This window comes from Thermoflavimicrobium daqui, from assembly GCF_003313465.1.
Taxonomy (GTDB): Bacteria; Bacillota; Bacilli; order Thermoactinomycetales; family Thermoactinomycetaceae; genus Thermoflavimicrobium; species Thermoflavimicrobium daqui.
In genome coordinates this window covers 1-21478 of sequence record NZ_KZ845672.1, presented here as the reverse complement: position 1 = coordinate 21478, position 21478 = coordinate 1, and the positions used below count along the sequence as shown (strand labels likewise).

Below are 21478 nucleotides of genomic sequence, written 5' to 3'. Positions count from 1 at the left end.
CAAAATTAGATATTTCGATAGAGGGAGTAACTGTTACTTTAGCTTTGGCAAACTCTTCAGACCAATGATCCTTGATCTTTTTCCAATAAGAATAATGAAAAGCTTTAACATATAAACCATATCCAATTGGATCAATCTGGTGTTGTTGAAATTTACAGATTAAATCTTCATAGCGCTTCTTTATTACCTTTTGGATAAACTGCTCAAGGACATCTCTTTGTTTGGGGAAGTCGATTTCGCCTATTGCCTCCATGATGACTACTTTTAATTTTGGCTTTATATCGAATTGAAAACGACCATTTTCATACTTTGTTTGGATCTCATTTTTTGCTTCCTCGACTAAAATGCTCATTTCACCAGTGCGATATGGAAAATTAAGAGGAATAGGACTTTCTGTATCTTCTAGCAAAACGAGAAAGGTGGAAGTTTCTTCTTTATTTAGAGAAGTAGTATATAATCCATTACGATTTAGTAAAGCCGTTCCAGAAATCAATACCTTTTTATTTACCACGCTAATTTCGGATAAATAGGGTGTTGACTCTGGATTAAGCAATTGCCGATGAACTTGTTGTAAATTGGTTAGTACAGAATTACGGCTTTCATAAGATTTATCGATTAAATCTTTTATAAAAATGCCCGGAACCCGTCCTTGAAATTCGGCATGATCCACCTCTTGGATTGTACCTTTCACAGCGATGACTCTAGCATTAATCTCACTTTTGGGATTGCGGAAAAAAACATCGAGATAAGGAAGGAGATTCTTTTTTTCGAGAAGCCGCCTTCCAATTAAAATATTTTGGATTTTCCCGAGTGCTGATTTCCCAGGCACTGACAAATCAAGTTTATCTTTTGCCTGTCGTAAATTCCTTGATGAAGTTGTTACCATTTGAGATGCAATAGCAGTCTGCTCACTGATAATAGGAACAGAGTTGGTGATCTGCAGTTGATCATTTTCATTTAGATCAATCCCAATCCCTAAGATCACTTCAGCCTCTTCCAAGTAAATCTGGTCACCACAGCCTGTCGATAAGCCAACAAGCATCAAAGATAATAAGATGCCTCTGACTTTCTTCATGGAACTCGCTCCTTTTTTAGCCAACGATAAAAGTAGCTATATAAGTAGAGAATCGTGGTCATCAAGAGAGTCACGATGTTGGTTATAGTTCTTGTTACATTCCCAATGACAATAACATCAAAATAACTCGGCGATTTAATAAAGGGGATAATTAGCCAAATGAAACAAACCATTGGTAATAGTGGGATATGCTTTTTTTTATGAAATAGGCGATTAACTCCCATTAGGCTCATATAAAAATAGGGAACAACTGACATTAATAGAATGATGATATAAAAAGATAGAAAGATAATCTCTAGTCGTTCTAAGAAAGGAAATTGAATCAGTTTAAGTAAGTTTAACGTAGGCCAGATAAATGCTCGAATTTCAGCTTGACTGAAACGAATATAGCAAATAAGTAGAGCAAATAGATAAATGACAAGTGTTAAAGTATTGGCGATGAAAAATCCTTTCGCAGCTTCTTTTTTCTTCTCTAAAAAGGGATAGAGAACAAAAATGATTTCAAATCCCAAAAAAGCGGGAGCCGTTAGTTTAATAAACTGAAAAATGGGTAGCCAGCCCTCTTTGATTACAGGTAATAGGTTCAGCCATTGACCATTTTTTAAGGACACCAAAAGAATAAGGGGCATCCAGATGGTGATGAGGTAAGCAATTTCCGCAAATCTTCCAATGGCTTGGAGACCTCGTTGTATCAGCATATAAATAGGGATGATAAAAGAGAGCATAATTAAGAAAGTAGGAGTGTTAGGTAAAATCCAGAGACAAATAATATCCACTGTAGTGAGAAGAATAACTGTAGCAATAAGAAAGGAGTATAAGATCCAAATCACGCACAAACTCTTTCCAATCCATTTCCCAAAGTATTTGGGGAGGATTTCATATATAGTTTCATTCGGATTATTTTTCATCACATGGATAACCAAGAAACCAATTATAAGTGCAACCAACCATCCAAAAGTCATCGAAATAATGGCATCCCATCCACTAATCTCCACTAATTCACGTGGAATGGTTAGGATAGCGATGCCGATTTGTGTTTTATAGATCGTAAAAGTAAACTGTGTTGTTGAAAGGGTGACTTGATTTTCTTTGGGCATTTGGTTTCACTCTTTCTTATGTCCTTGTCTCTTCAATTGGGTAGGATGAACAGAGAGAGGACGATTAATCATTTTACGCAAAGGAATACGAATCCATGTATCTTTCCAGTCGGAAAAACGCATGGGGGCAAGCGGACTGGTATAGGGAACGCCTAGCGATTCCATCGAAGTTAAATGAATGATAATAATGGTGACGCCAATGATAATTCCCACCATGCCTAAAATCGAAGCTAGGATCATAATAGGAAAACGAGATAAACGGATAGATGAAGCCATATCGAAGTTCGGAATGATATAAGAAGAAATAGCTGTTACCGCTACAACAATCACCATAATGTTACTAACAATACCCGCCTGAACTGCTGCCTCGCCGATCACAATCCCTCCTACGACACCGATCGTTTGTCCAATTGATTTGGGTAGGCGAAGTCCTGCTTCTCTTAGCATTTCAATCGCAAGTTCCATCAAGAGTGCTTCGATGATAGGAGGAAAGGGAACTCTGGCACGGGAACTAGCAATGGAAAGCATTAAGTCCATCGGTATCACTTCATAATGAAAAGAAATAATCGCAATATAGGTAGCTGGAAAGACTGTGGCAATAAAAATAGCAGAGAGTCGTAAAAAACGAGTAAATGAAGCAATCGCCCATCGAAAACTAAAATCATCAACACTTTGAAAATAAGAAGTGAAATTCATAGGAGCTATGATTACCCGAGGTGAATGATCAACAAGGACGGCAATTCTCCCTTGTAAAAGTTGCATGGAAGTATGATCAGGTCTTTCTGAAGTTTCGAATTGTGGGAAGATGCTATAAGGATGATCCTCAATGAGTTCCTCAAGTTCCCCAGCGTTTATAATGGCATCGATGCGAGCTTTTTTGATTCGCTTTTCTAACTCCCAGACAATCTCCGGTTTTGCGATATCCTGCATATACAATAAGAAAATAGTCGTTTTACTACGCTCACCAACAGAGAGCTTCTTGATTTTTAGCTCGCGGTTTGGAATATAGCGCCGGATGAGTGCAATATTTGTCGATGCCTTCTCTACAAAACCTTGATGACTTCCTTTAATGGTCGTCTCCACAGGAGATTCTTCGATCGCGCGTTGAGGCCAGCCTTGTGTATATAATATAAATACATGAGCGTTTCCGTTGATAAAAAGAATACTTTTTCCAGCTAAAAGGGAAGAATCGATCTCCTCCCAATTTTGAGCTGTTTCCATCTTTCCGATGGGAAGGAGGTAGTTCAGAATATCTTGGATTGTTTTCGATTCAAGCATGATCGGGCGCAATACTTGATCATTGATCGCCACTTTATCCACTAAATCTTCTAGATAGGCTAGAGCAACTTGCGTCCCATCATGGATTTGAAATTGACGGACGGTAAGATCAGGGGCTAATGAAAAGTGCTCCTTTAGCGTATTTAAGTTTTGGGTTAACCTTTTTGAAATGGGCTTTGCTTGGTCAGGTTCCTTCTTATTTTCTTTACCAAGTATTCCACTAAACCATTTGAGAAAACTCAACTTGATTACACCTCGTCGACTTACAAGATTTTTCCTTTTTATTGTGGCACAAGACTATCCATATTTATGCATAAAAAAAGAGCGACTATTTTTGTCGCACTGATAAAGTCACTCTTTGTCTACGTATCTGCTAGTTCTGCCCATTCATCTGTTTTTAAGGTGAGTTTATTTTCGAGTTGTTCCAATTCTTGCTTTAGCTCAGAGCTTTTTAGGGGATCAGAAAATAGATTGGGATTACAAAGCAGCTCATGAATTTCTGCGATCCGCTCTTCTATTTCGATAATGTCTTTTTCCAGCTCCATGATTTTTTGCTGCTGCTTTTTTTGTTGACGTCTTAATTCTTTTTCTTGCTGACGATAGGTTTGAGCTGATGAATGAGTAGCTTCTTCCTCTGGGACTCCAGTTGTTTCTTCTAGCTTTTCCAAGGCTTTTTTCTCCAGATACCACTCGTAGCTACCTGGATAATCCTTAATTCCTTCTGAAGAAATTTCCCAGACGCGATTTGCAAGCCGATTGATAAAATAACGGTCATGGGAAATAAACAATAATGTACCTGGAAAGTTTTCAAGTGCTTGCTCCAAACGCTCTTTACTAAACATATCCAAATGGTTAGTCGGCTCATCCATTAAGAGAAAATTAGCTTGATTTAAGAGTCGCTTCAGTAAAGAAAGGCGTGCTTTTTCCCCACCACTTAGATCAGATACTTTCTTAAACACATCTTCGCCACTAAAAAGAAACTGTCCCAAATAGGAGCGGATGGTCGTTTGATCTAGATGTGGATGGTAATCCCATATTTCATCAATCACTTGTTTTTCTGGGTTTAGCTCTTTTTGCTCTTGATCATAATAATCCATTTGAACTTGTACACCCCACTTCATCTCACCATCAAGAGAAGGCAGGTGTCCAACTAAGGTTTTTAGTAAGGTAGACTTTCCGATACCATTGGGACCGATAATCGCTACGTGTTCACCGCGCTCTAGACGAAAGGACAAATTTTTAAGAAGAGGCTTCTCATAACCTACACTTAAATCTTTTACCTCTAATACCTGTTTTCCGCTACTAACAGCAGTATCAAAGCGAATAGCAGCTTGCTTATTTTGGATAAGAGGCTTTTCTAAACGTTCCATTTTTTCGAGTGTTTTTCGGCGGCTTTGTGCACGTTTAGTGGTAGAAGCACGAGCAATATTTTTTTGAATAAAGTCTTCCATTTTTTTAATTTCAACTTGTTGTTCTTCATAAGCTTTAAGTTGCGCATGAATCCGCTCTTCTTTTTGTACCATATAGTCTGTATAATTACCGACATAACGAGTCGCTTGGTGCTGTTCGATCTCATAGATGACTGAAACAAGTCGATCTAAAAAATAGCGATCATGAGAGACAAGTAAGACAGCTCCTTTATAATTACTTAGCGTGTGTTCTAGCCACTCAGTAGCGGCGATATCCAGATAGTTAGTTGGTTCGTCCAAAATAAGTAATCCAGGCTCTTCGAGTAGCATTTTGGCCAAAGCAACACGTGTTTTTTGTCCACCGCTAAGCTCATGGATTCTCGTGGTGTGCGGATCTAAATGTCCTATTCCTAATCCATGTAAAGTACCACGAATTCTTGCTTCATAGCTATAACCGCCTTTTTCTTCATAGGCTTCCTGAAGAGATGCATATTTTTCGAGTGTTTTCTGGTAAAGTTTTTCATTGGAAAAAATATGTTCTTGTCCCATTTTATTTTCCAGCTGTCGTAAATCAGCCTCCATCTGCTTTAAATCGGAAAAGACTTGATTTAGTTCATCCCAAATCGTTTTACTAGAGTCGAGTTTACTATTTTGAGCTAAGTAGCCTATACGAGCCTTTTTACTTAAGATGATCTCACCGTCGTCGGGTTGTATTTCACCTGTTATAATTTTAAGTAAAGTTGTTTTTCCAGCTCCATTTGCTCCAACTAAACCTACCCGCTCATTCTCACGAACTTGTAAGTTAATTTGATTTAAGACTTCTGTGCTACCATATGATTTATAAATATTTTTGGTTTGTAAGATTAACATGATGTTCACCTCATTGCTTATAAGTCTATAAAAGAATATAGAACCTAGCAAATAGTAGTAGTGTTGATTTACCAAATAGAGGAAATAGGAGAGGTCATATTTTCGTCACGTTTCTACAGATGTCCTACAACGAAGCTGAACTGTCCGCTCCAAAGATCTCTATCAGATGTAACGGGCAAAGCCGAAATGGAAGCAACACAAAGAAGGAGGTTGCCCTAAAAGCACATCTGATTCCGACCTTTTCCGCTAAGTAGGACATCTAAAAGACTCTTAGCCGAAAAATAATCCTCTTCAAATCCACTTTTTGGATAATCAACACTACTGAGCAAATAGAAAGGATCTGGAAAAACATGATTACAAAAAAGAAATTAAGAGCCGAAATGATTTTAGTAAGAAAACAGTTATCTCCCCAATATATTACACAATCCTCACAGCAAATTAGTGAGAAACTAGTACAATCATCTTTTTTTATAGATGCAGATGTCATTTTATTTTATATGGCTATTCGTAGTGAAGTCGATCTTCGAGCAGCGATGAAGTCAGCATGGCAATTAGGGAAACAAATTGCTTTACCGAAAGTAAATCCCAAAGAGCGTACCATGAATTGTTATCGAATCGATTCATTTTCAGAATTGGAATTAGGCTCTTATGGTATCGTAGAGCCGCCGAGTGATCCAACCAAAGAAATAGATCCGGGCACGATTCCGCTTGTGATTGTTCCTGGAGTAGCCTTTGATCCGTTAGGGTTTCGTTTAGGTTATGGAGGCGGTTATTATGATCGATTTTTTAGTAAGTATACAAGCTGTATTCGAGTAGGTGTTGCGTATCCTGAGCAAATAGTTGCAACCGTTTATCCTGAAAGTCATGATCAACCGATGCATTTGATTGTGACTCCTCAACAAATATTCAATGTTTGACCGTTTGGGAAGAGTTTGAACATGGTATATTTTAATCATAATAACGGGATTGAAGCCTAAGTTTGTGATATATTTAAAGGTAGCTTGAATCTATTCATATGGGGGTTTATTATGGGTGAACAAAAAATCCCACAGGTGACAGCCAAACGATTACCACTTTATTACAGATATTTAGAAAAGTTACATGCAATAGGTAAACAGCGTGTTTCTTCAGCGGATTTAAGTGATGCATTGCAAATCGACCCTGCAACGATTCGACGAGATTTTTCTTATTTGGGCGAATTAGGAAAAAAGGGATATGGATATAATGTAACGTATTTATTGCAGTTTTTACGTGACTTTTTGAAGCAAGATGAAGTAACCAATGTCGTTTTGGTAGGCGTAGGGAATTTAGGAACAGCACTTTTACGTTATAATTTTTATCGGAGTCATAGTACGAAAATTGTAGCAGGTTTTGATAAAGATCCTGCCAAAGTAGGAACAGATATTGATGGAATTCCTGTTTATTCAATGGATCGTTTTCAGGAAGTAACGGAGTTACATCATGTTGAAGTAGCTATTTTAACTGTACCCGTTAATGTAGCTCAAGCTACTACAGATTTTCTCATTGACTCGGGTATTCGTGGTATTTTAAACTTTACTCCAGCTCGATTAAATACACCTACACATGTGCGCATCCATCATATTGATTTAACTTCAGAGCTTCAGACACTCATTTACTTCTTAAAAAACTTCCCTGCTGATGAAGACATAAATGAAGAGTAAGCTTGAAAACAGTCGATAAGGAGTATGATTATGCATGTCGATCAAGAGCAAGTCCAACCACTGACCGAACATATACGTGAGCTACGTAATCGTATTTTATGGATTGTCCTTTTCTTCTTGATCACTTTTATTGTCAGCGTGATTTATGCTAAGGATATTTTTGAGTGGATTCGCCAAGATTCGATGAAAGGTGTACAACTTCATACCTTCGCACCTGGTCAATCTCTTCGAGTCTGGATGCAAATCGGATTCATCTGTTCAATTGTGACAACTTTGCCTGTGATTTTATATCATCTTTGGCAGTTTGTACGTCCAGGACTAAGAAAAAGTGAACAGCGAGCTGCTTTAGTTTATATTCCCGTAGCCATTCTTTTATTTTTAGGTGGGCTTTTATTTGGATACTTTGTTTTATTTCCATATCTAATTCACTTTTTGCAGGAATTAAATCAACAGCTTGGAATTCCAGAAGTATATGGTGTCTATGACTATTTTAGTTTTATGTTAAATATTATTTTACCTTTGGGATTCTTTTTTGAGTTACCTGTGATCACATTATTTTTGACTCGAATCCGTTTGATCACACCACAATTTTTAGGGAAAATAAGACGTTTTGCCTATTTAGCGTTAGTGGTTGTATCAGCAGTGATTACACCGCCCGATGTGATCTCTTGTGTCATTGTCACGATTCCGCTCATTTTATTATATGAGATTAGTATTTTGCTTTCCTATTGGCTAACGAAACGAATGGAAAGAGAAGAACAACAGATTCCACTTGAAGAAGATGGATTAGAAGGCGAGTAAGCCTTCTTTTTTTTCTACCTTGGATTACTACATAGACCCTATTGATTTGGAAACAATGGATAATAAGGACATAAGTACTTAGGAGGAATGGTCATGAGAAAAAGTTATCCGTTTTCCAAATCACAGAAAATAGGTTGGCTAATCGCGATAGCTACTCTTCTATTTCTGTTATATGCTTTATTCACTCGAAAAATAGATAGTAAATGGATAAAAAGTGGGAGTAAGCGTATTAAACAGTCAATGGATAAGTGGAAGAATAAAAATAGCGAGAAACAAAATGCCACTTCATTACCGAATGCAATGGATGGAAAAATAGATCCCATGATTGAAGAAAGTGTAACTCGCCTTTATGATGACCGTAGTAAATACGGTTTAACATATAACGCATCGGATGAGGAATAAGCGATCTTCATGGCTATTTTTTCGTTTTGATATTTTCTTCTTTTAAGGACTTGCAAAAAGGTGCTTAGATGAATATCATAGTAATTGGGTGTTAGCACTCGAACCGATCGAGTGCTAACAAAAAGAAAAGACCACCTTAATAAAGGAGGGCATATCATGATCAAACCATTGGGTGATCGCATTGTATTAGAAGCAATTGAAAAGGAAGAAAAGACTGCTAGCGGTATCGTACTGCCTGAAACCGCTAAAGAAAAACCACAAGAAGGACGTGTGGTAGCTGTTGGCTCTGGACGTATTGATGAAAAAGGGAGCCGTGTAGCTTTAGAAGTAAAAGTTGGAGATCGTGTGATTTTCTCCAAATATGCAGGTACCGAAGTTAAATACGATAATAAAGAATACTTAATCCTTCGCGAAAGCGACGTATTAGCGATCGTTGAATAGTTTGGATTTTTGAGGATAAAATGAAAGACCCTACATAAGGAAAGGGGATACACGAACATGGCTAAAATGATTAAATTTAGTGAAGAAGCACGTCGTGCAATGTTACGTGGTGTAGATGCTTTGGCTGATGCTGTAAAAGTAACTCTTGGCCCAAAAGGTCGTAACGTTGTATTAGAAAGAAAATTTGGTTCTCCTCTCATTACCAATGACGGAGTTTCCATTGCGAAAGAAATCGAATTAGAAGATCCATTTGAAAACATGGGTGCACAATTGGTTAAAGAAGTTGCAACCAAAACCAATGATGTAGCTGGAGATGGAACCACAACCGCTACTGTTCTTGCACAAGTCATGGTGCGAGAAGGTTTGACCAACGTTGTAGCAGGTGCAAACCCAATGATCCTTCGTAAAGGGATCGAAAAAGCAGTAAATGCTGCTGTAGCTGAAATTAAAAGCATTGCTAAACCAATCGAAAGTAAAGAAGCTATTGCTCAAGTAGCTGCAATCTCTGCTAATGACGATGAAGTAGGAAGCTTGATTGCAGAAGCGATGGAAAAAGTAGGTAAAGATGGTGTGATCACGGTTGAAGAATCCAAAGGATTTAATACCGAGCTTGAAGTTGTAGAAGGTATGCAATTTGATCGTGGTTATATCTCCCCATACATGGTTACCGATACTGACAAAATGGAAGCGGTACTTGATGAGCCATATATCTTAATCACTGATAAGAAAATTGGTAGCATCCAAGATATCCTTCCAGTCTTAGAAAGAGTAGTTCAACAAGGAAAACAACTCTTGATCATTGCTGAGGATGTTGAAGGGGAAGCTCTTGCAACTCTCGTTGTGAATAAATTACGTGGTACCTTTACTGCTGTAGCAGTTAAAGCACCTGGCTTTGGTGACCGTCGTGAAGCCATGTTACAAGACATTGCTGCACTTACTGGTGGTCAGCTCATCACTGAAAAGTTAGGTCTTGAACTCAAATCCACAGGAATCGAATCTCTTGGTCGTGCACGTCAAGTACGTGTAAGCAAAGACAATACGATTGTAGTCGATGGATTTGGTGAGCCAGCTGATATCCAAAGCCGCATCGGACAAATCCGTCAACAACTCGAAGAAACTACTTCTGAGTTTGACAAAGAAAAATTACAAGAGCGCTTAGCGAAACTCGCTGGTGGTGTAGCGGTAATCAAAGTAGGTGCTGCTACTGAAACCGAATTAAAAGAGAAAAAATTGCGTATCGAAGATGCCCTCAACGCTACTCGTGCAGGTGTTGAAGAAGGTATCGTAGCTGGTGGTGGTACATCACTCGTTAACGCAATTAAAGCGGTAGAAGCTCTTGAAGAAACCACTGAAGGCGACGAAAAAACCGGTGTAAGCATTATTAAACGTGCACTCGAAGAGCCAGTTCGCTTAATCGCACAAAACGCTGGCTATGAAGGTTCTGTCATCGTTGAGCGCTTGAAAAATGAAGAATTAGGTACTGGTTTCAACGCTCTAACCGGTGAATGGGTCGATATGATCAAAGCAGGTGTTGTTGACCCAGCGAAAGTAACCCGTTCTGCATTACAAAATGCTGCTTCAGTAGCTGGTATGATCCTTACCACCGAAGCCGTTGTTGCTGATAAGCCTGAAGAAAACAAAGGTGGCGGAGCTCCAGACATGGCAGGAATGGGTGGCATGGGCGGAATGGGCGGCATGATGTAATCATTCCCCCAAGCTCTTGCTAGATAAGGACTCTGTTCTTTAATGCCCCATTCGGGTCATATTAAAGTAGCATGAACCTTGATCATAAGGGGCTTTCCATTAGTTCTTTGAACTTTTGGGAAGCTTCTTTTTTTATGCCTTTTGTAATGTTGTAGATTTTAATATATGCAAATAAATTTAAACAAACAGGCAGTATATTAGATGAATTATAGGCTTTAGAGTCGTAGAATGTGTAATTTGTTAATTAACAAAAAATTCAACTCCACTACATTGGAGTTGAATTTTTGGGTTTTTACGTACTCAATAAGTAAAATCCTGTATATTTTCGTATTAGATAGTCTAATCTATTCAATGAAAATGTTACTTCAAGTTATCATTTAAAACGCTATTCTCTAATACAGCAAATTTATCACCATATACTTTGGTAATATGTTTTTCTCCCCATATACATAGTGAATTTAAGATACCTTCTAAGCTTTGTCCATATTCACTGAGTTCGTATTCTACTTTTGGTGGAACTTGATTGTACACGATTCGATTGATGACACCATCCTTTTCTAGCTCGCGCAGCTGTTGGGTGAGCATTTTTTGTGTGATATTTGGCATGAGGCGCTTTAGTTCGCTTGTTCTTTTTTTTCCGTGAGTTAGATGGCAGAGAATCACACATTTCCACTTTCCACCGATGACTTCTAATGTCGCTTCAACAGAAATATTGTATTTCTTTTTTTGCATGCTTGTCCTCCTTATAGGCACTAAAAAGTACCTATATTACTTTTAGGTTACTATATAACTTTAAAGTGCGTACTTTTTTTTATAATTGATATATCTCATAATAACATTTGCAGGCCGATTCATACTATACTTTCTTTCGAAATTTATTATTCGCTGAAAAGAAAGTTTCCATTTATATAACAGAAGAAAGGAGGAGATAATATGGCTTTAAGTAAAAAACAAAGCACGTTAGCATTACTCGCTTTAGCAGTTAGTGCTTTTGCAATCGGAACGACTGAATTTATCAGCGTCGGATTGCTACCTCTTATTGCAACTGATTTAAGTATTCCGGTGACCACTGCTGGGTTAACGGTTTCTTTATATGCCTTAGGGGTAACATTTGGAGCTCCTATTTTGACATCATTGACATCGAGAATGTCACGTAAGACATTGTTACTTTGGATTATGCTTGTCTTTATTATTGGCAATACTCTTGCTGCAATCTCTACGACAATTGGGTTATTGCTAGTAGCACGTGTGATCTCAGCATTTTCACATGGGGTCTTCATGTCAATAGGATCAACAATAGCTGCCGATTTAGTTCCAGAAAATCGCAGAGCCAGTGCGATTTCATTTATGTTTACGGGTCTTACAGTAGCTACGGTAACTGGCGTTCCATTTGGCACCTTTATTGGGCAGCAACTAGGTTGGAGAACGGCCTTTATTACCATTGTTATTATTGGTGTCATTGCCTTAATTGCAAATAGCATTTTGGTTCCATCTAATTTACGAAAAGGAGTAAAAACTTCTTTTCGTGATCAGCTTAAGCTTGTGACAAATGGCCGATTATTGCTTTTATTCATCATTACGGCATTAGGATATGGCGGAACATTTGTTGTTTTCACTTTCTTATCCCCATTGCTTCAAGATATTACCGGGTTTAAAGAAGAAACTGTAGCTGTTATTTTATTAGCTTATGGAATCGCAATTGCGATTGGCAATATGATTGGAGGTAAGTTATCGAATCAAAATCCAATTCGTGCATTGTTCTATATGTTTATTGTACAGGCTGTTGTCTTATTTATTTTGATGTTTACTGCACCATTTAAAATTGCTGGATTAATAACAATTCTTTTGATGGGGCTGTTAGCATTTATGAATGTGCCAGGCTTACAAGTATATGTTGTGATGCTGGCTGAACGCTTTGTTCCGAGTGCGGTTGATGTGGCATCAGCAATAAATATTGCTGCATTCAATGCAGGGATTGCAATTGGCTCCTATTTAGGCGGTCTTATTACAGACTCGATAGGACTTATCCATACGTCTTGGATTGGAGCACTTATGGTTTTAGTGGCTGCAGTCTTAACTGGATTTAGTAGAGCTTTGGAACGAAAATATCAAATAAGTAAAATATAAAATTTTGGAGGTTTTAAAGATGATGGTAAAAAAATTACAAGATACAACAACTTTGCATAATGGTGTGAAAATGCCTTGGCTTGGAATTGGAGTTTTTAAAGTCGAAGAGGGTCCTGTATTAGTAAACGCAGTAAAAGCAGCTATTAAACATGGATACCGTAGCGTAGATACTGCAGCGATTTATGAGAATGAAGAAGGTGTTGGAAAAGGAATCCAAGAAGGCTTAGAAGAAGCGGGTATTTCAAGAGAAGAGCTATTTGTTACTTCTAAGGTTTGGAACGCAGATTTAAGGTATGAATCAACAATTGCTGCATATGAAACAAGTTTAAAGAAACTTGGCTTAGAGTATTTAGATTTATATTTGATTCATTGGCCAGTTGAAGGCAAATATAAAGATGCTTGGAGAGCATTGGAAACTCTTTATAAAGAAGGGCGAGTAAAAGCAATTGGTGTAAGTAATTTTCAAATTCATCATTTGGAAGAATTAATGAAGGATGCTGAAATTAAACCAATGGTCAATCAAGTAGAGCGCCACCCTCGACTAACTCAAAAAGAGCTGCAATCATTTTGTCAAAACAACGATATTCAACTTGAAGCATGGTCGCCATTAATGCAAGGTCAATTGCTATCTAATGAAGTTTTACAGGAAATTGCGGACAAGCATAATAAATCTGTCGCCCAAATTATTTTGCGTTGGCACTTGCAACACGGGGTTGTTATAATTCCGAAATCAACAAAAGAACATCGAATTGTTGAAAATGCGAATGTGTTTGATTTTGAATTGACGAAAGAGGAAATGCAAATCATTGATGACTTGAATCAGAATTATCGAGTAGGACCGGATCCGGACAATTTTGACTTTTAATAAGACGCAGAAAGATATAGTCGCATTTTTTGGTCTTTGAGTAAAGAGTAGCTCCTCTTATTTCTGATGTTTAAAGTAAGAGGAGTGATCCATACTATTAAACGTAAATATTCATTTCTATATAGGTTAATGATCTAAAACATGAATCTGGGAGGGATCTGAATGCAATTGCATTTAAAAGGAAAAATGGCACTAGTTACTGGGTCTACATCAGGAATTGGAAAAGCAATCGCCATGTCATTAGTGGCGGAAGGTGCCACTGTACTTATTAATGGACGTCGTGAAGAAAAAGTTAATCAAACGATAAAAGAAATTAAAGCAAAGTATCCTGAAGCTATCCTTCAGTCAGTAGTAGCTGATTTAGGAACAGAACAAGGATGCCAAAAGGTTATTGAGAAGTACCCTGAAGTAGATATCCTTATTAACAACCTGGGAATTTTTGAGCCTGTTGAATATTTTGATATCCCTGATGAAGATTGGTTTAAGCTGTTTGAGACCAACATCATGAGTGGTGTTCGACTTACTCGCCATTATCTAAAACAAATGATTCAGAAAAAAGAAGGCAGAGTCATCTTTATCGCTAGCGAAGCAGCGATTATGCCATCTCAAGAAATGGCTCATTATAGTGCGACCAAAACGATGCAGCTCTCGCTTTCCCGCAGTTTAGCTGAGCTAACTAAAGGAACAAATGTGACTGTCAATACTGTTATGCCAGGTTCCACTTTAACAGAGGGAGTAGAAACGATGTTAAATAGCCTTTATCCTAATGAAAAATTGACAATGGAAGAAGCTGAAAAGCGATTTATGAAAGAGAATCGACCAACTTCTATTATTCAAAGGCTTATTCGACCAGAAGAAATTGCACATCTTGTTAACTTCTTAAGTAGTCCCCTTTCCTCGGCTATTAATGGTTCCGCATTACGAATAGATGGGGGATTAGTGCGTAGTGTGTTTTAATAAATAAAAGAAATGTTAATATAATACATCTGCATTTGGTAAAGGTTAATAGTTCACTGATAAAGAACCATACTTCATTTTTCACTTAAAATATAAAAAATATTTGTATTGACATGAGTTTTATGTTATTGGCAGTTTCCTTTGAAAAGCAGATTTTTGAGTTGTCATTTCTATTTTATATTCTTATAAATAGAAAATCTTTGTTTATCAAAGGATATAAAGATAGGATGCTATTTCTTTTTAATAAACACTCCTACGGGAACTCGATTCTCGTAGGAGTTTTAATTTATGCACTAAAAGCAGGGGTTCCGCGTTCTATTTTGAGACGCATTTGATAAAGTTTTTCTTTTTGGGTGGGGGATAGTCCTGTGGGATTAAGGTAACTCGAAAAGTATAGAAAGAGAAACCGGAATTCAATGAAAAAGTCTACCCATTCCTTCCAGTTGGAATCTAGTTCATTTTCGGACTGATATCCATCTATAAAAGCGTTGAGAAAAATATTTTTAAATAAGCCTCGTTCAGCAGGCTTCATGACCATACATGCATCATATAATGCAACAGAAATATCATAGGCGAAAAAATGAAACTTACAATGCGAAAAGTCAAAGATCAAAGGTTTACCGTCATTCGCGACCAAGAAGGATTCTGGAGTTAAATGGTTGTGAATGAGTCCATAATTTTGTTTGGTTTGTTTCAAGTCACAAATCGTTTTGATCGACTTTTCCCATTTTCTAAGGATTTTTTCACCAGCAAAAGAAAGATCACGATAATAGATCTCTCCTTCATTCCATTGGGAAAAATGTAGCGGTTGCTTCGACCAGTCTTTTTTGGATAGCATATGCATTTTTCCCATTGCTTTTCCCCAAGAACGAAATAGTTGCTCGTTCCATTCATTTTGATGGTGTTTTACCTGTTTCCCCTTTAATTTTTTAAAAGAGATCACACAACAAGGAAATGGTAGCTTATGAATGACTTCAACATAACGCATTTCTTTCGATTGAATAAAATGAGGTGTAGAGATCCCGTTTTCCTTTAAATAATTGACCCACTGAAGCTCAGTGTCTAGAAGTTCAGCACCACGTGCAGCGATTGGAATCAGTTTTAAAATATGAGGATGTCCATTATGTGTATATTCATACATATTTTTATAAATTCCACTTAGAGACTGGAGCGGGGTGGTTTTTCCAGTAAATCTTCGACATGCTTCTTCTAAAATGTTTGGTCTCCACATCGCAGTACCTCCATTCTTTTATCGATCTTTTTTGGACAATTGATTCATTGCAAAAAACGAAAATGAAGGGAGTAGAGCGAGTTATATCATAGGGAGATCAGCTAAATACTTAATCGTTGTATAATCTTACCAAAGTGTGATGTATAAAGAAATAGCATAGAGTTCTATTTTGATTTTTGTTGTTATTTATTCATTATTTGAAGTATGTCTAGAAACTACTCATGACAAACCAACTACATAAGGAAACTTTTAGGCAAGTGAAGTCACGGTGATATGATTGAATGATTAGATCATTATCATATCGACTTCCCATTTTGATAAATAAAAGTACCCTGATTAGGGTATGGATATATACAGCTTGACCTGCTCTTTCTGGCTTTGGTATGATAAATTCCGACAGATCTATAGCACGTATATGTTTAGGAATAGGGCCTAAACGTTTCTACCCGACTACCGTAAATAGTCAGACTACGAGCGATGGATTTTCTGGAGTTCTCATGTTTTTCTTCATAGATAGTAAAAAGGATGGACGAAATGAAGAAAAAGGGACCGGGATCTATATCGCTTTATTTGCGATATAGTACCCGGTTTTTTTAGAAGCGAGTTTGTTGTCAATCAAGCACGATTCTAGGTGGACATCTAGAAAAAAAGCGGATGAAACAACATTCAAACAACAATCATATGTAATACCCCAATGGAGTAGAAATGAGGGATTGATAGTGGAAAAACCCATGGAACGAGTTGTTGTACTTGATTTTGGTGGGCAGTATAATCAGTTGATTGCTAGACGAATTCGTGACTTAGGTGTTTTTAGTGAATTATTACCCCATAATATCACTGCCGAAGAACTTAAAAAGATGGCTCCGAAAGGGATTGTATTCTCAGGAGGACCCAATAGTGTATATGATGAAAAGTCCCCCAAGTGTGACCCAAGCATCTTTGAACTGGATATACCTATTCTCGGGATTTGCTACGGTATGCAGTTAATTGCTGCTCACTTTGGAGCGAAAGTAGATCGAGCAGAAAAGAGGGAGTATGGAAAAGCGGATCTGGAAGTGATTTCTGACTCTGTTCTCTATAAAGAGATGGATCGGAAGCAGACTGTATGGATGAGCCATACGGATGTAGTGGTAGCACCTCCTGAAGGATTTCAAATCGATGGAAAAACTCATTCGGCTCCTGTGGCATCCATGAGTAACCCAGAAAGAAAAATATATACGGTGCAGTTTCATCCAGAAGTCCGGCATAGTGTGAATGGAAATCAGCTGATTTCTCATTTTCTTTATGATATTTGTCAGTGCGAAGGCAACTGGAGTATGGAGACATTTATTGAAGATGCCATCCAAGATATCCGTCAGCGTGTCGGTGAAGAAAAGGTGCTTTGTGCTTTAAGTGGAGGCGTTGATTCTTCAGTGGTTGCTGCATTGATCCACCGAGCTATTGGTGATCAGTTGACTTGTATGTTTGTAGATCATGGGCTCTTACGTAAAGGGGAAGCAGAAGGAGTCGTCCAAACCTTCGGTGAGCATTTTCATATGAACTTGGTGAAAATTGACGCTCGTGATCGCTTTTTACAAAAATTGAAGGGTGTATCTGATCCAGAGCAAAAACGGAAAATTATCGGAAATGAATTTATCCGTGTTTTTGAAGAGGAATCAGCTAAATTTGGTGATCATCGATTCTTAGGGCAAGGAACTTTATACACAGATATTATTGAATCAGGGACTGATACAGCACATACGATCAAATCCCATCATAATGTGGGTGGACTTCCTGAAGATATGAAAATGGAGCTAATTGAACCCTTAAATACCTTATTTAAAGATGAGGTGCGAAAAGTAGGGGAAGAACTGGGACTTCCAGATGAGATTGTTTGGCGTCAGCCATTCCCAGGGCCGGGACTCGCGATTCGAGTGATTGGTGAAGTGACTGAACATAAATTAGATATTGTTCGTGAATCGGATGCGATTTTACGTGAAGAGATTAAGAATGCAGGATTGGATCGCGAAATATGGCAATACTTTACCGCCTTACCTGATTTCCGTAGCGTTGGAGTTATGGGAGATGTACGAACTTATGCCTATACAGTAGGAATTCGGGCAGTTACCTCTATTGATGGAATGACAGCGGATTGGGCTCGTATTCCCTATGATCTATTGGAGAGAATTTCTACCCGTATTGTTAATGAAGTTGCAGATGTCAATCGTGTCGTTTATGATATTACATCCAAACCGCCATCTACGATTGAATGGGAATAAGCGAGGTGGCTTTGGATGAACAAGTTACGTTCTGGAATTTCTAGCTACTTTGGCTTCGAAAAATATGGAACGAACCTAAAAACAGAGCTTTTAGCTGGTGTTACCACTTTTTTTACCATGGCATATATCCTGCTTGTCAGTCCATTTATGTTGGGAAAACAAGCAGGAATGGACTTTGGGGCTGTATTTGTGGCGACAGCAATTGCTGCAGCCCTAGGAACTTTCTTAATGGGAGTCATTGCAAATTATCCGATTGCTTTAGCACCAGGGCTAGGCTTAATCGCTTATTTTACGTATGTCGTCGTCTTGGGTATGAAAGTTCCATGGCCTAAAGCTCTAGGTGCTGTCTTTATTTCAGGCGTTATTTTCTTTATTTTAACGATTACCAAAGTCCGTGAATTGATTATTAATTCCATTCCACGAGGGCTAAAGTATGCTGTATCAGCTGGAATTGGTCTGTTTATCGCATTTATCGGTTTAAAAAACTCACAAATTGTGATTTCATCAGAGTCTACTTTTGTGACGCTTAATCCTAATTTAACGCATAAGCCTGAAATTCTTTTAACTTTATTTGGACTTATTTTCACTGTTATTTTGATGGTTCGTAAAGTAAAAGGTGCTATTTTTATAGGAATGATTAGTACGGCTATTGTTGGGATGATAACAGGATTAGTGAAAGTACCCACAAAGATCTTTGCATTACCACCCAGTATTTCTCCTACTTTGTTTCAATTAGATATCTTGGGTGCGTTAGATATGGGTCTAGTGACGATTGTCTTTGCTTTCTTGTTTGTTGACTTATTTGACAATGCAGGTACATTGGTTGCAGTCGCCAATCAAGCAGGTTTGTTACGTGATAATCAATTACCTCGCGCGGGCAAAGCATTAACAACAGACTCCATAGCAACGATGAGTGGAGCACTGCTCGGGACGTCAACAGTAACCTCATTTGTCGAGTCAACGGCCGGTGTTGCATCAGGTGGGAGAACGGGGATGACTGCGGTAACAACATCCATCTGTTTCGCATTCTCTTTATTTTTCTTTCCATTGATTGAAACGTTTGCTTCTGTTGCTGCAATTACTTCACCAGCACTTATTATTGTTGGAGTATTAATGGCGGGGAGTATGAAAGAGATTGAGTGGGATTTCTTCTCTGAAGCAGTTCCAGCCTTTCTAACCATCATTATGATGCCACTTTCTTTTAGTATTGCAACAGGGATTGCTGTTGGATTTGTATTATATCCCATTGTGAAATTATTCTCGGGTGAGTGGAGAAGTGTACACCCGATTATCTATGTATTAGGTGTCGCTTTTATTTTACGATTTATTTATCTGGGAGCTATATGAACAAGTACTCTAGAAGTGAAAGCCATCTTGCACGAATTATTAAGAGCCTTTTCTTTGAAGAAAGGCTCTTTTTGTATAAATTTGATGATCTTTCTTACACTAGTGTTGAAAGGAGGTATTTATGTATATTTTTCGTTTGCTAATTTGTTTATTAGTCATATTGCTTCATTTAAATAGTATGGGTTTAACTGTAGAGGCATCTTCGCCAGTAAATATCCTATCCTCTCTGATTAAACAGAAAGAACAAGCTGTAAATCAGCATGATTGGTCCCGTTATGTTTCGATATTACACCCTGATCATCCCTATTATATCCAAGAACAGAAGCGTTGGTTTTTTGATACCATTCAATATATTGATCCAGGTTCTTATCAGATCAATCTGTTGTCTGTGATATCTCAATCCGATCAACAAATTGATGTATGGGTTCAGCAATCATATAAAAGGAATGGAAAGTTATTTACAATCAAATATCCTCTTCGTTTTGTAAAAACACACCTAGGTTTTAAAGATGCTGATCTTGCTTTTCATCAGATCCAAAGTGATTCAATTGTTGTACGCTTCTCAGATTCGAAGTTAAAAGAACAAGGAAAGCTTGCATTAGATACATTGAAAAAGGCTATTTTTTTATTGAGTAGTAAATATCATTGGAGACCAAAGCGAATCGAAGTGAAATTGTATCATCATCCAGAGATCTTTCGCCAGTCTGTTAAACCTTCTTTGCCTAAATGGGCTATTGGATGGCATGAAGCTGATCAAGCTATTAAGTTTGTCGCTGAAGGTATGGATAAAAAAGAGTTAGCTTTCGGGCTTATACATGAGTTAGTTCATCAAATGGTAAGTGAAATAACCAATGATAATGCATCTTATTGGTTACAAGAAGGAGCAGCAACTTATTATGAAAAAAATCTTTTGTCTAAGCCGATGTCTGGGAAGATTATAAGAACTCCATTGATTGGTTTGGACAGACTAGAAAAGATACGTTTAGAGAAGTTACCGATGCATCAAGCACATCTTTATTATCAGTCATGCTATCATTTGTTTGATTTTATGGTACAAGAGTATGGAGAAAAGCAGATGAGACGTTTCTTCACTTTTTTAGGTAAGTTTCCTAAGCTTGACTGTGAAAGTAGTGAAAAAATCAAGACGACCAATTGGCGAACTAGAAAAGGAATAGATCATGTTTGGGGGATATCAGTAGAGGAGTTAAGTAAGAAATGGTTAAATCATTCCTAGATTCGGAGCGAAACACTTTGTTGTACGATTAACTCTTCTGCTCTAGAGACAAGAATTTCTAAGAAGTTTAAGACCAAAGGAGTGGACGGGGAAGCGATGCTTGGCTAATTTAGAAGGCAACCTTGGGTATATTTAAATCGTAAACAATTACTATGTTAGTTAATTGATAAAAGTAGGTTGACATTGATATAATGATATGGTATATTGAATTTCGTTGCTAAGACAACATAAAATTTGATTGAGAAAAAAATTGTTGACACCTCTTAGTAGTTATGATATAATAGATGATGTCGCTGCTCGAGAGATGAGCTCGATAAATGAAAGTGTTCCTTGAAAACTAAAGAGTGAACATGACTCGTTAATTCTGATGAGCAATCAAACTACTAGCGGTAGCCCCAGAATCATGGATTCCGGGACAAGAAGTACTAAGCTATCGCTAAGAACTTCTTTGAGAGTTTGATCCTGGCTCAGGATGAACGCTGGCGGCGTGCCTAATACATGCAAGTCGAGCGGGGAGTTTTCCTTCGGGAAAACTCCTAGCGGCGAACGGGTGAGTAACACGTGGGCAACTTGCCCCTAAGACTGGGATAACTCCGGGAAACCGGGGCTAATACCAGATAATCTTTTCGCTCGCATGAGCGAATCGTAAAAGGTTTCGACCACTTAGGGATGGGCCCGCGGCGCATTAGCTTGTTGGTGA

Annotated in this window: 17 protein-coding genes, 1 rRNA gene, 1 pseudogene and 1 riboswitch; of the genes and pseudogenes, 13 read left to right on the top strand and 6 right to left on the bottom strand. The window is 37.9% G+C overall.

Going from position 1 to position 21478, the window contains the following annotated elements:
* Positions 1–7 precede the first annotated feature (7 nt).
* The 4 genes and pseudogenes from DL897_RS18695 to DL897_RS14525 all read right to left on the bottom strand — a co-directional run.
* Positions 8–1075, bottom strand: a pseudogene (locus DL897_RS18695) (Ger(x)C family spore germination protein); the annotation flags it as partial.
* Positions 1072–2172 (bottom strand): GerAB/ArcD/ProY family transporter, encoded by a 1101-nt coding sequence (locus tag DL897_RS14535; RefSeq protein WP_113659869.1) that lies wholly within the window; start codon positions 2170–2172, stop codon positions 1072–1074. The pseudogene DL897_RS18695 and the gene DL897_RS14535, both read right to left, overlap by 4 nt.
* Positions 2173–2178: 6 nt before the next feature.
* Positions 2179–3693 (bottom strand): spore germination protein, encoded by a 1515-nt coding sequence (locus DL897_RS14530; protein WP_113659868.1) that lies wholly within the window; start codon positions 3691–3693, stop codon positions 2179–2181.
* A gap of 119 nt (positions 3694–3812) precedes the next feature.
* Positions 3813–5729 carry an ABC-F family ATP-binding cassette domain-containing protein gene (locus tag DL897_RS14525; protein WP_113659867.1) on the bottom strand — a complete coding sequence of 639 codons (1917 nt, stop codon included), beginning with the start codon at positions 5727–5729 and terminating at the stop codon, positions 3813–3815.
* Positions 5730–6079: 350 nt separating this feature from the next.
* Here DL897_RS14525 and DL897_RS14520 point away from each other — a divergent pair, with 350 nt between their 5' ends.
* The 6 genes from DL897_RS14520 (at position 6080) to groL (ending at position 10759) form a co-directional block, all read left to right on the top strand.
* Positions 6080–6646, top strand: a complete 567-nt coding sequence (locus DL897_RS14520) for a 5-formyltetrahydrofolate cyclo-ligase (RefSeq protein WP_113659866.1) — start codon at positions 6080–6082, stop codon at positions 6644–6646.
* Positions 6647–6757: 111 nt separating this feature from the next.
* Positions 6758–7411, top strand: a complete 654-nt coding sequence (locus tag DL897_RS14515) for a redox-sensing transcriptional repressor Rex (protein ID WP_168188806.1) — start codon at positions 6758–6760, stop codon at positions 7409–7411.
* A gap of 30 nt (positions 7412–7441) precedes the next feature.
* Complete coding sequence (gene tatC, locus DL897_RS14510) at positions 7442–8212, top strand: twin-arginine translocase subunit TatC (protein WP_168188805.1); 771 nt, start codon at positions 7442–7444, stop codon at positions 8210–8212.
* Between the two features lie 93 nt (positions 8213–8305).
* Positions 8306–8614, top strand: a complete 309-nt coding sequence (locus DL897_RS14505) for a hypothetical protein (RefSeq protein ID WP_113659864.1) — start codon at positions 8306–8308, stop codon at positions 8612–8614.
* Positions 8615–8770: 156 nt separating this feature from the next.
* Positions 8771–9055, top strand: coding sequence for a co-chaperone GroES (groES, locus tag DL897_RS14500; RefSeq protein ID WP_113659863.1), 285 nt, complete (start codon positions 8771–8773; stop codon positions 9053–9055).
* A 57-nt stretch (positions 9056–9112) separates the two neighbouring features.
* Complete coding sequence (groL, locus tag DL897_RS14495) at positions 9113–10759, top strand: chaperonin GroEL (RefSeq protein WP_113659862.1); 1647 nt, start codon at positions 9113–9115, stop codon at positions 10757–10759.
* 360 nt (positions 10760–11119) lie between these two features.
* Here the strand turns inward: groL and DL897_RS14490 are convergent, their stop codons facing one another.
* Complete coding sequence (locus DL897_RS14490; RefSeq protein WP_113659861.1) at positions 11120–11491, bottom strand: winged helix-turn-helix transcriptional regulator; 372 nt, start codon at positions 11489–11491, stop codon at positions 11120–11122.
* Between the two features lie 201 nt (positions 11492–11692).
* On the opposite strand from DL897_RS14490, the gene DL897_RS14485 reads away from it, so the two are divergent.
* The 3 genes from DL897_RS14485 (at position 11693) to DL897_RS14475 (ending at position 14708) form a co-directional block, all read left to right on the top strand.
* Positions 11693–12886, top strand: a complete 1194-nt coding sequence (locus tag DL897_RS14485) for an MFS transporter (protein WP_113659860.1) — start codon at positions 11693–11695, stop codon at positions 12884–12886.
* Positions 12887–12908: 22 nt separating this feature from the next.
* Complete coding sequence (locus tag DL897_RS14480; RefSeq protein ID WP_113659943.1) at positions 12909–13751, top strand: aldo/keto reductase; 843 nt, start codon at positions 12909–12911, stop codon at positions 13749–13751.
* Positions 13752–13913: 162 nt separating this feature from the next.
* Positions 13914–14708 (top strand): SDR family NAD(P)-dependent oxidoreductase, encoded by a 795-nt coding sequence (locus DL897_RS14475; protein WP_113659859.1) that lies wholly within the window; start codon positions 13914–13916, stop codon positions 14706–14708.
* 286 nt (positions 14709–14994) lie between these two features.
* Here the strand turns inward: DL897_RS14475 and DL897_RS14470 are convergent, their stop codons facing one another.
* Positions 14995–15939, bottom strand: a complete 945-nt coding sequence (locus DL897_RS14470; protein ID WP_113659858.1) for a phosphotransferase enzyme family protein — start codon at positions 15937–15939, stop codon at positions 14995–14997.
* Positions 15940–16328: 389 nt separating this feature from the next.
* A riboswitch (purine riboswitch) is annotated at positions 16329–16430 on the top strand.
* Between the two features lie 228 nt (positions 16431–16658).
* Here DL897_RS14470 and guaA point away from each other — a divergent pair.
* The 4 genes from guaA to DL897_RS14450 form a co-directional block, all read left to right on the top strand.
* Entirely contained in the window at positions 16659–18197 is a 1539-nt protein-coding gene (guaA, locus tag DL897_RS14465; RefSeq protein WP_113659857.1) for a glutamine-hydrolyzing GMP synthase, read from the top strand.
* Between the two features lie 15 nt (positions 18198–18212).
* Entirely contained in the window at positions 18213–19544 is a 1332-nt protein-coding gene (locus DL897_RS14460) for an NCS2 family permease (RefSeq protein WP_113659856.1), read from the top strand.
* Positions 19545–19665: 121 nt separating this feature from the next.
* Complete coding sequence (locus DL897_RS14455) at positions 19666–20778, top strand: peptidase MA family metallohydrolase (RefSeq protein WP_113659855.1); 1113 nt, start codon at positions 19666–19668, stop codon at positions 20776–20778.
* Positions 20779–21222: 444 nt separating this feature from the next.
* Positions 21223–21478: ribosomal RNA gene (locus DL897_RS14450) — 16S ribosomal RNA — on the top strand; the annotation flags it as partial.

Coding starts and splice junctions, on each gene's coding strand:
- groES (WP_113659863.1), top strand. CDS start 8,771: ATGATCAAACCATTGGGTGATCGCATTGTATTAGAAGCAATTGAAAAG.
- DL897_RS14470 (WP_113659858.1), bottom strand. CDS start 15,939: ATGTGGAGACCAAACATTTTAGAAGAAGCATGTCGAAGATTTACTGGA.
- DL897_RS14485 (WP_113659860.1), top strand. CDS start 11,693: ATGGCTTTAAGTAAAAAACAAAGCACGTTAGCATTACTCGCTTTAGCA.
- DL897_RS14505 (WP_113659864.1), top strand. CDS start 8,306: ATGAGAAAAAGTTATCCGTTTTCCAAATCACAGAAAATAGGTTGGCTA.
- groL (WP_113659862.1), top strand. CDS start 9,113: ATGGCTAAAATGATTAAATTTAGTGAAGAAGCACGTCGTGCAATGTTA.
- DL897_RS14515 (WP_168188806.1), top strand. CDS start 6,758: ATGGGTGAACAAAAAATCCCACAGGTGACAGCCAAACGATTACCACTT.
- DL897_RS14535 (WP_113659869.1), bottom strand. CDS start 2,172: ATGCCCAAAGAAAATCAAGTCACCCTTTCAACAACACAGTTTACTTTT.
- DL897_RS14455 (WP_113659855.1), top strand. CDS start 19,666: ATGTATATTTTTCGTTTGCTAATTTGTTTATTAGTCATATTGCTTCAT.
- DL897_RS14520 (WP_113659866.1), top strand. CDS start 6,080: ATGATTACAAAAAAGAAATTAAGAGCCGAAATGATTTTAGTAAGAAAA.
- DL897_RS14525 (WP_113659867.1), bottom strand. CDS start 5,729: ATGTTAATCTTACAAACCAAAAATATTTATAAATCATATGGTAGCACA.
- DL897_RS14460 (WP_113659856.1), top strand. CDS start 18,213: ATGAACAAGTTACGTTCTGGAATTTCTAGCTACTTTGGCTTCGAAAAA.
- DL897_RS14475 (WP_113659859.1), top strand. CDS start 13,914: ATGCAATTGCATTTAAAAGGAAAAATGGCACTAGTTACTGGGTCTACA.
- DL897_RS14490 (WP_113659861.1), bottom strand. CDS start 11,491: ATGCAAAAAAAGAAATACAATATTTCTGTTGAAGCGACATTAGAAGTC.
- DL897_RS14480 (WP_113659943.1), top strand. CDS start 12,909: ATGGTAAAAAAATTACAAGATACAACAACTTTGCATAATGGTGTGAAA.
- tatC (WP_168188805.1), top strand. CDS start 7,442: ATGCATGTCGATCAAGAGCAAGTCCAACCACTGACCGAACATATACGT.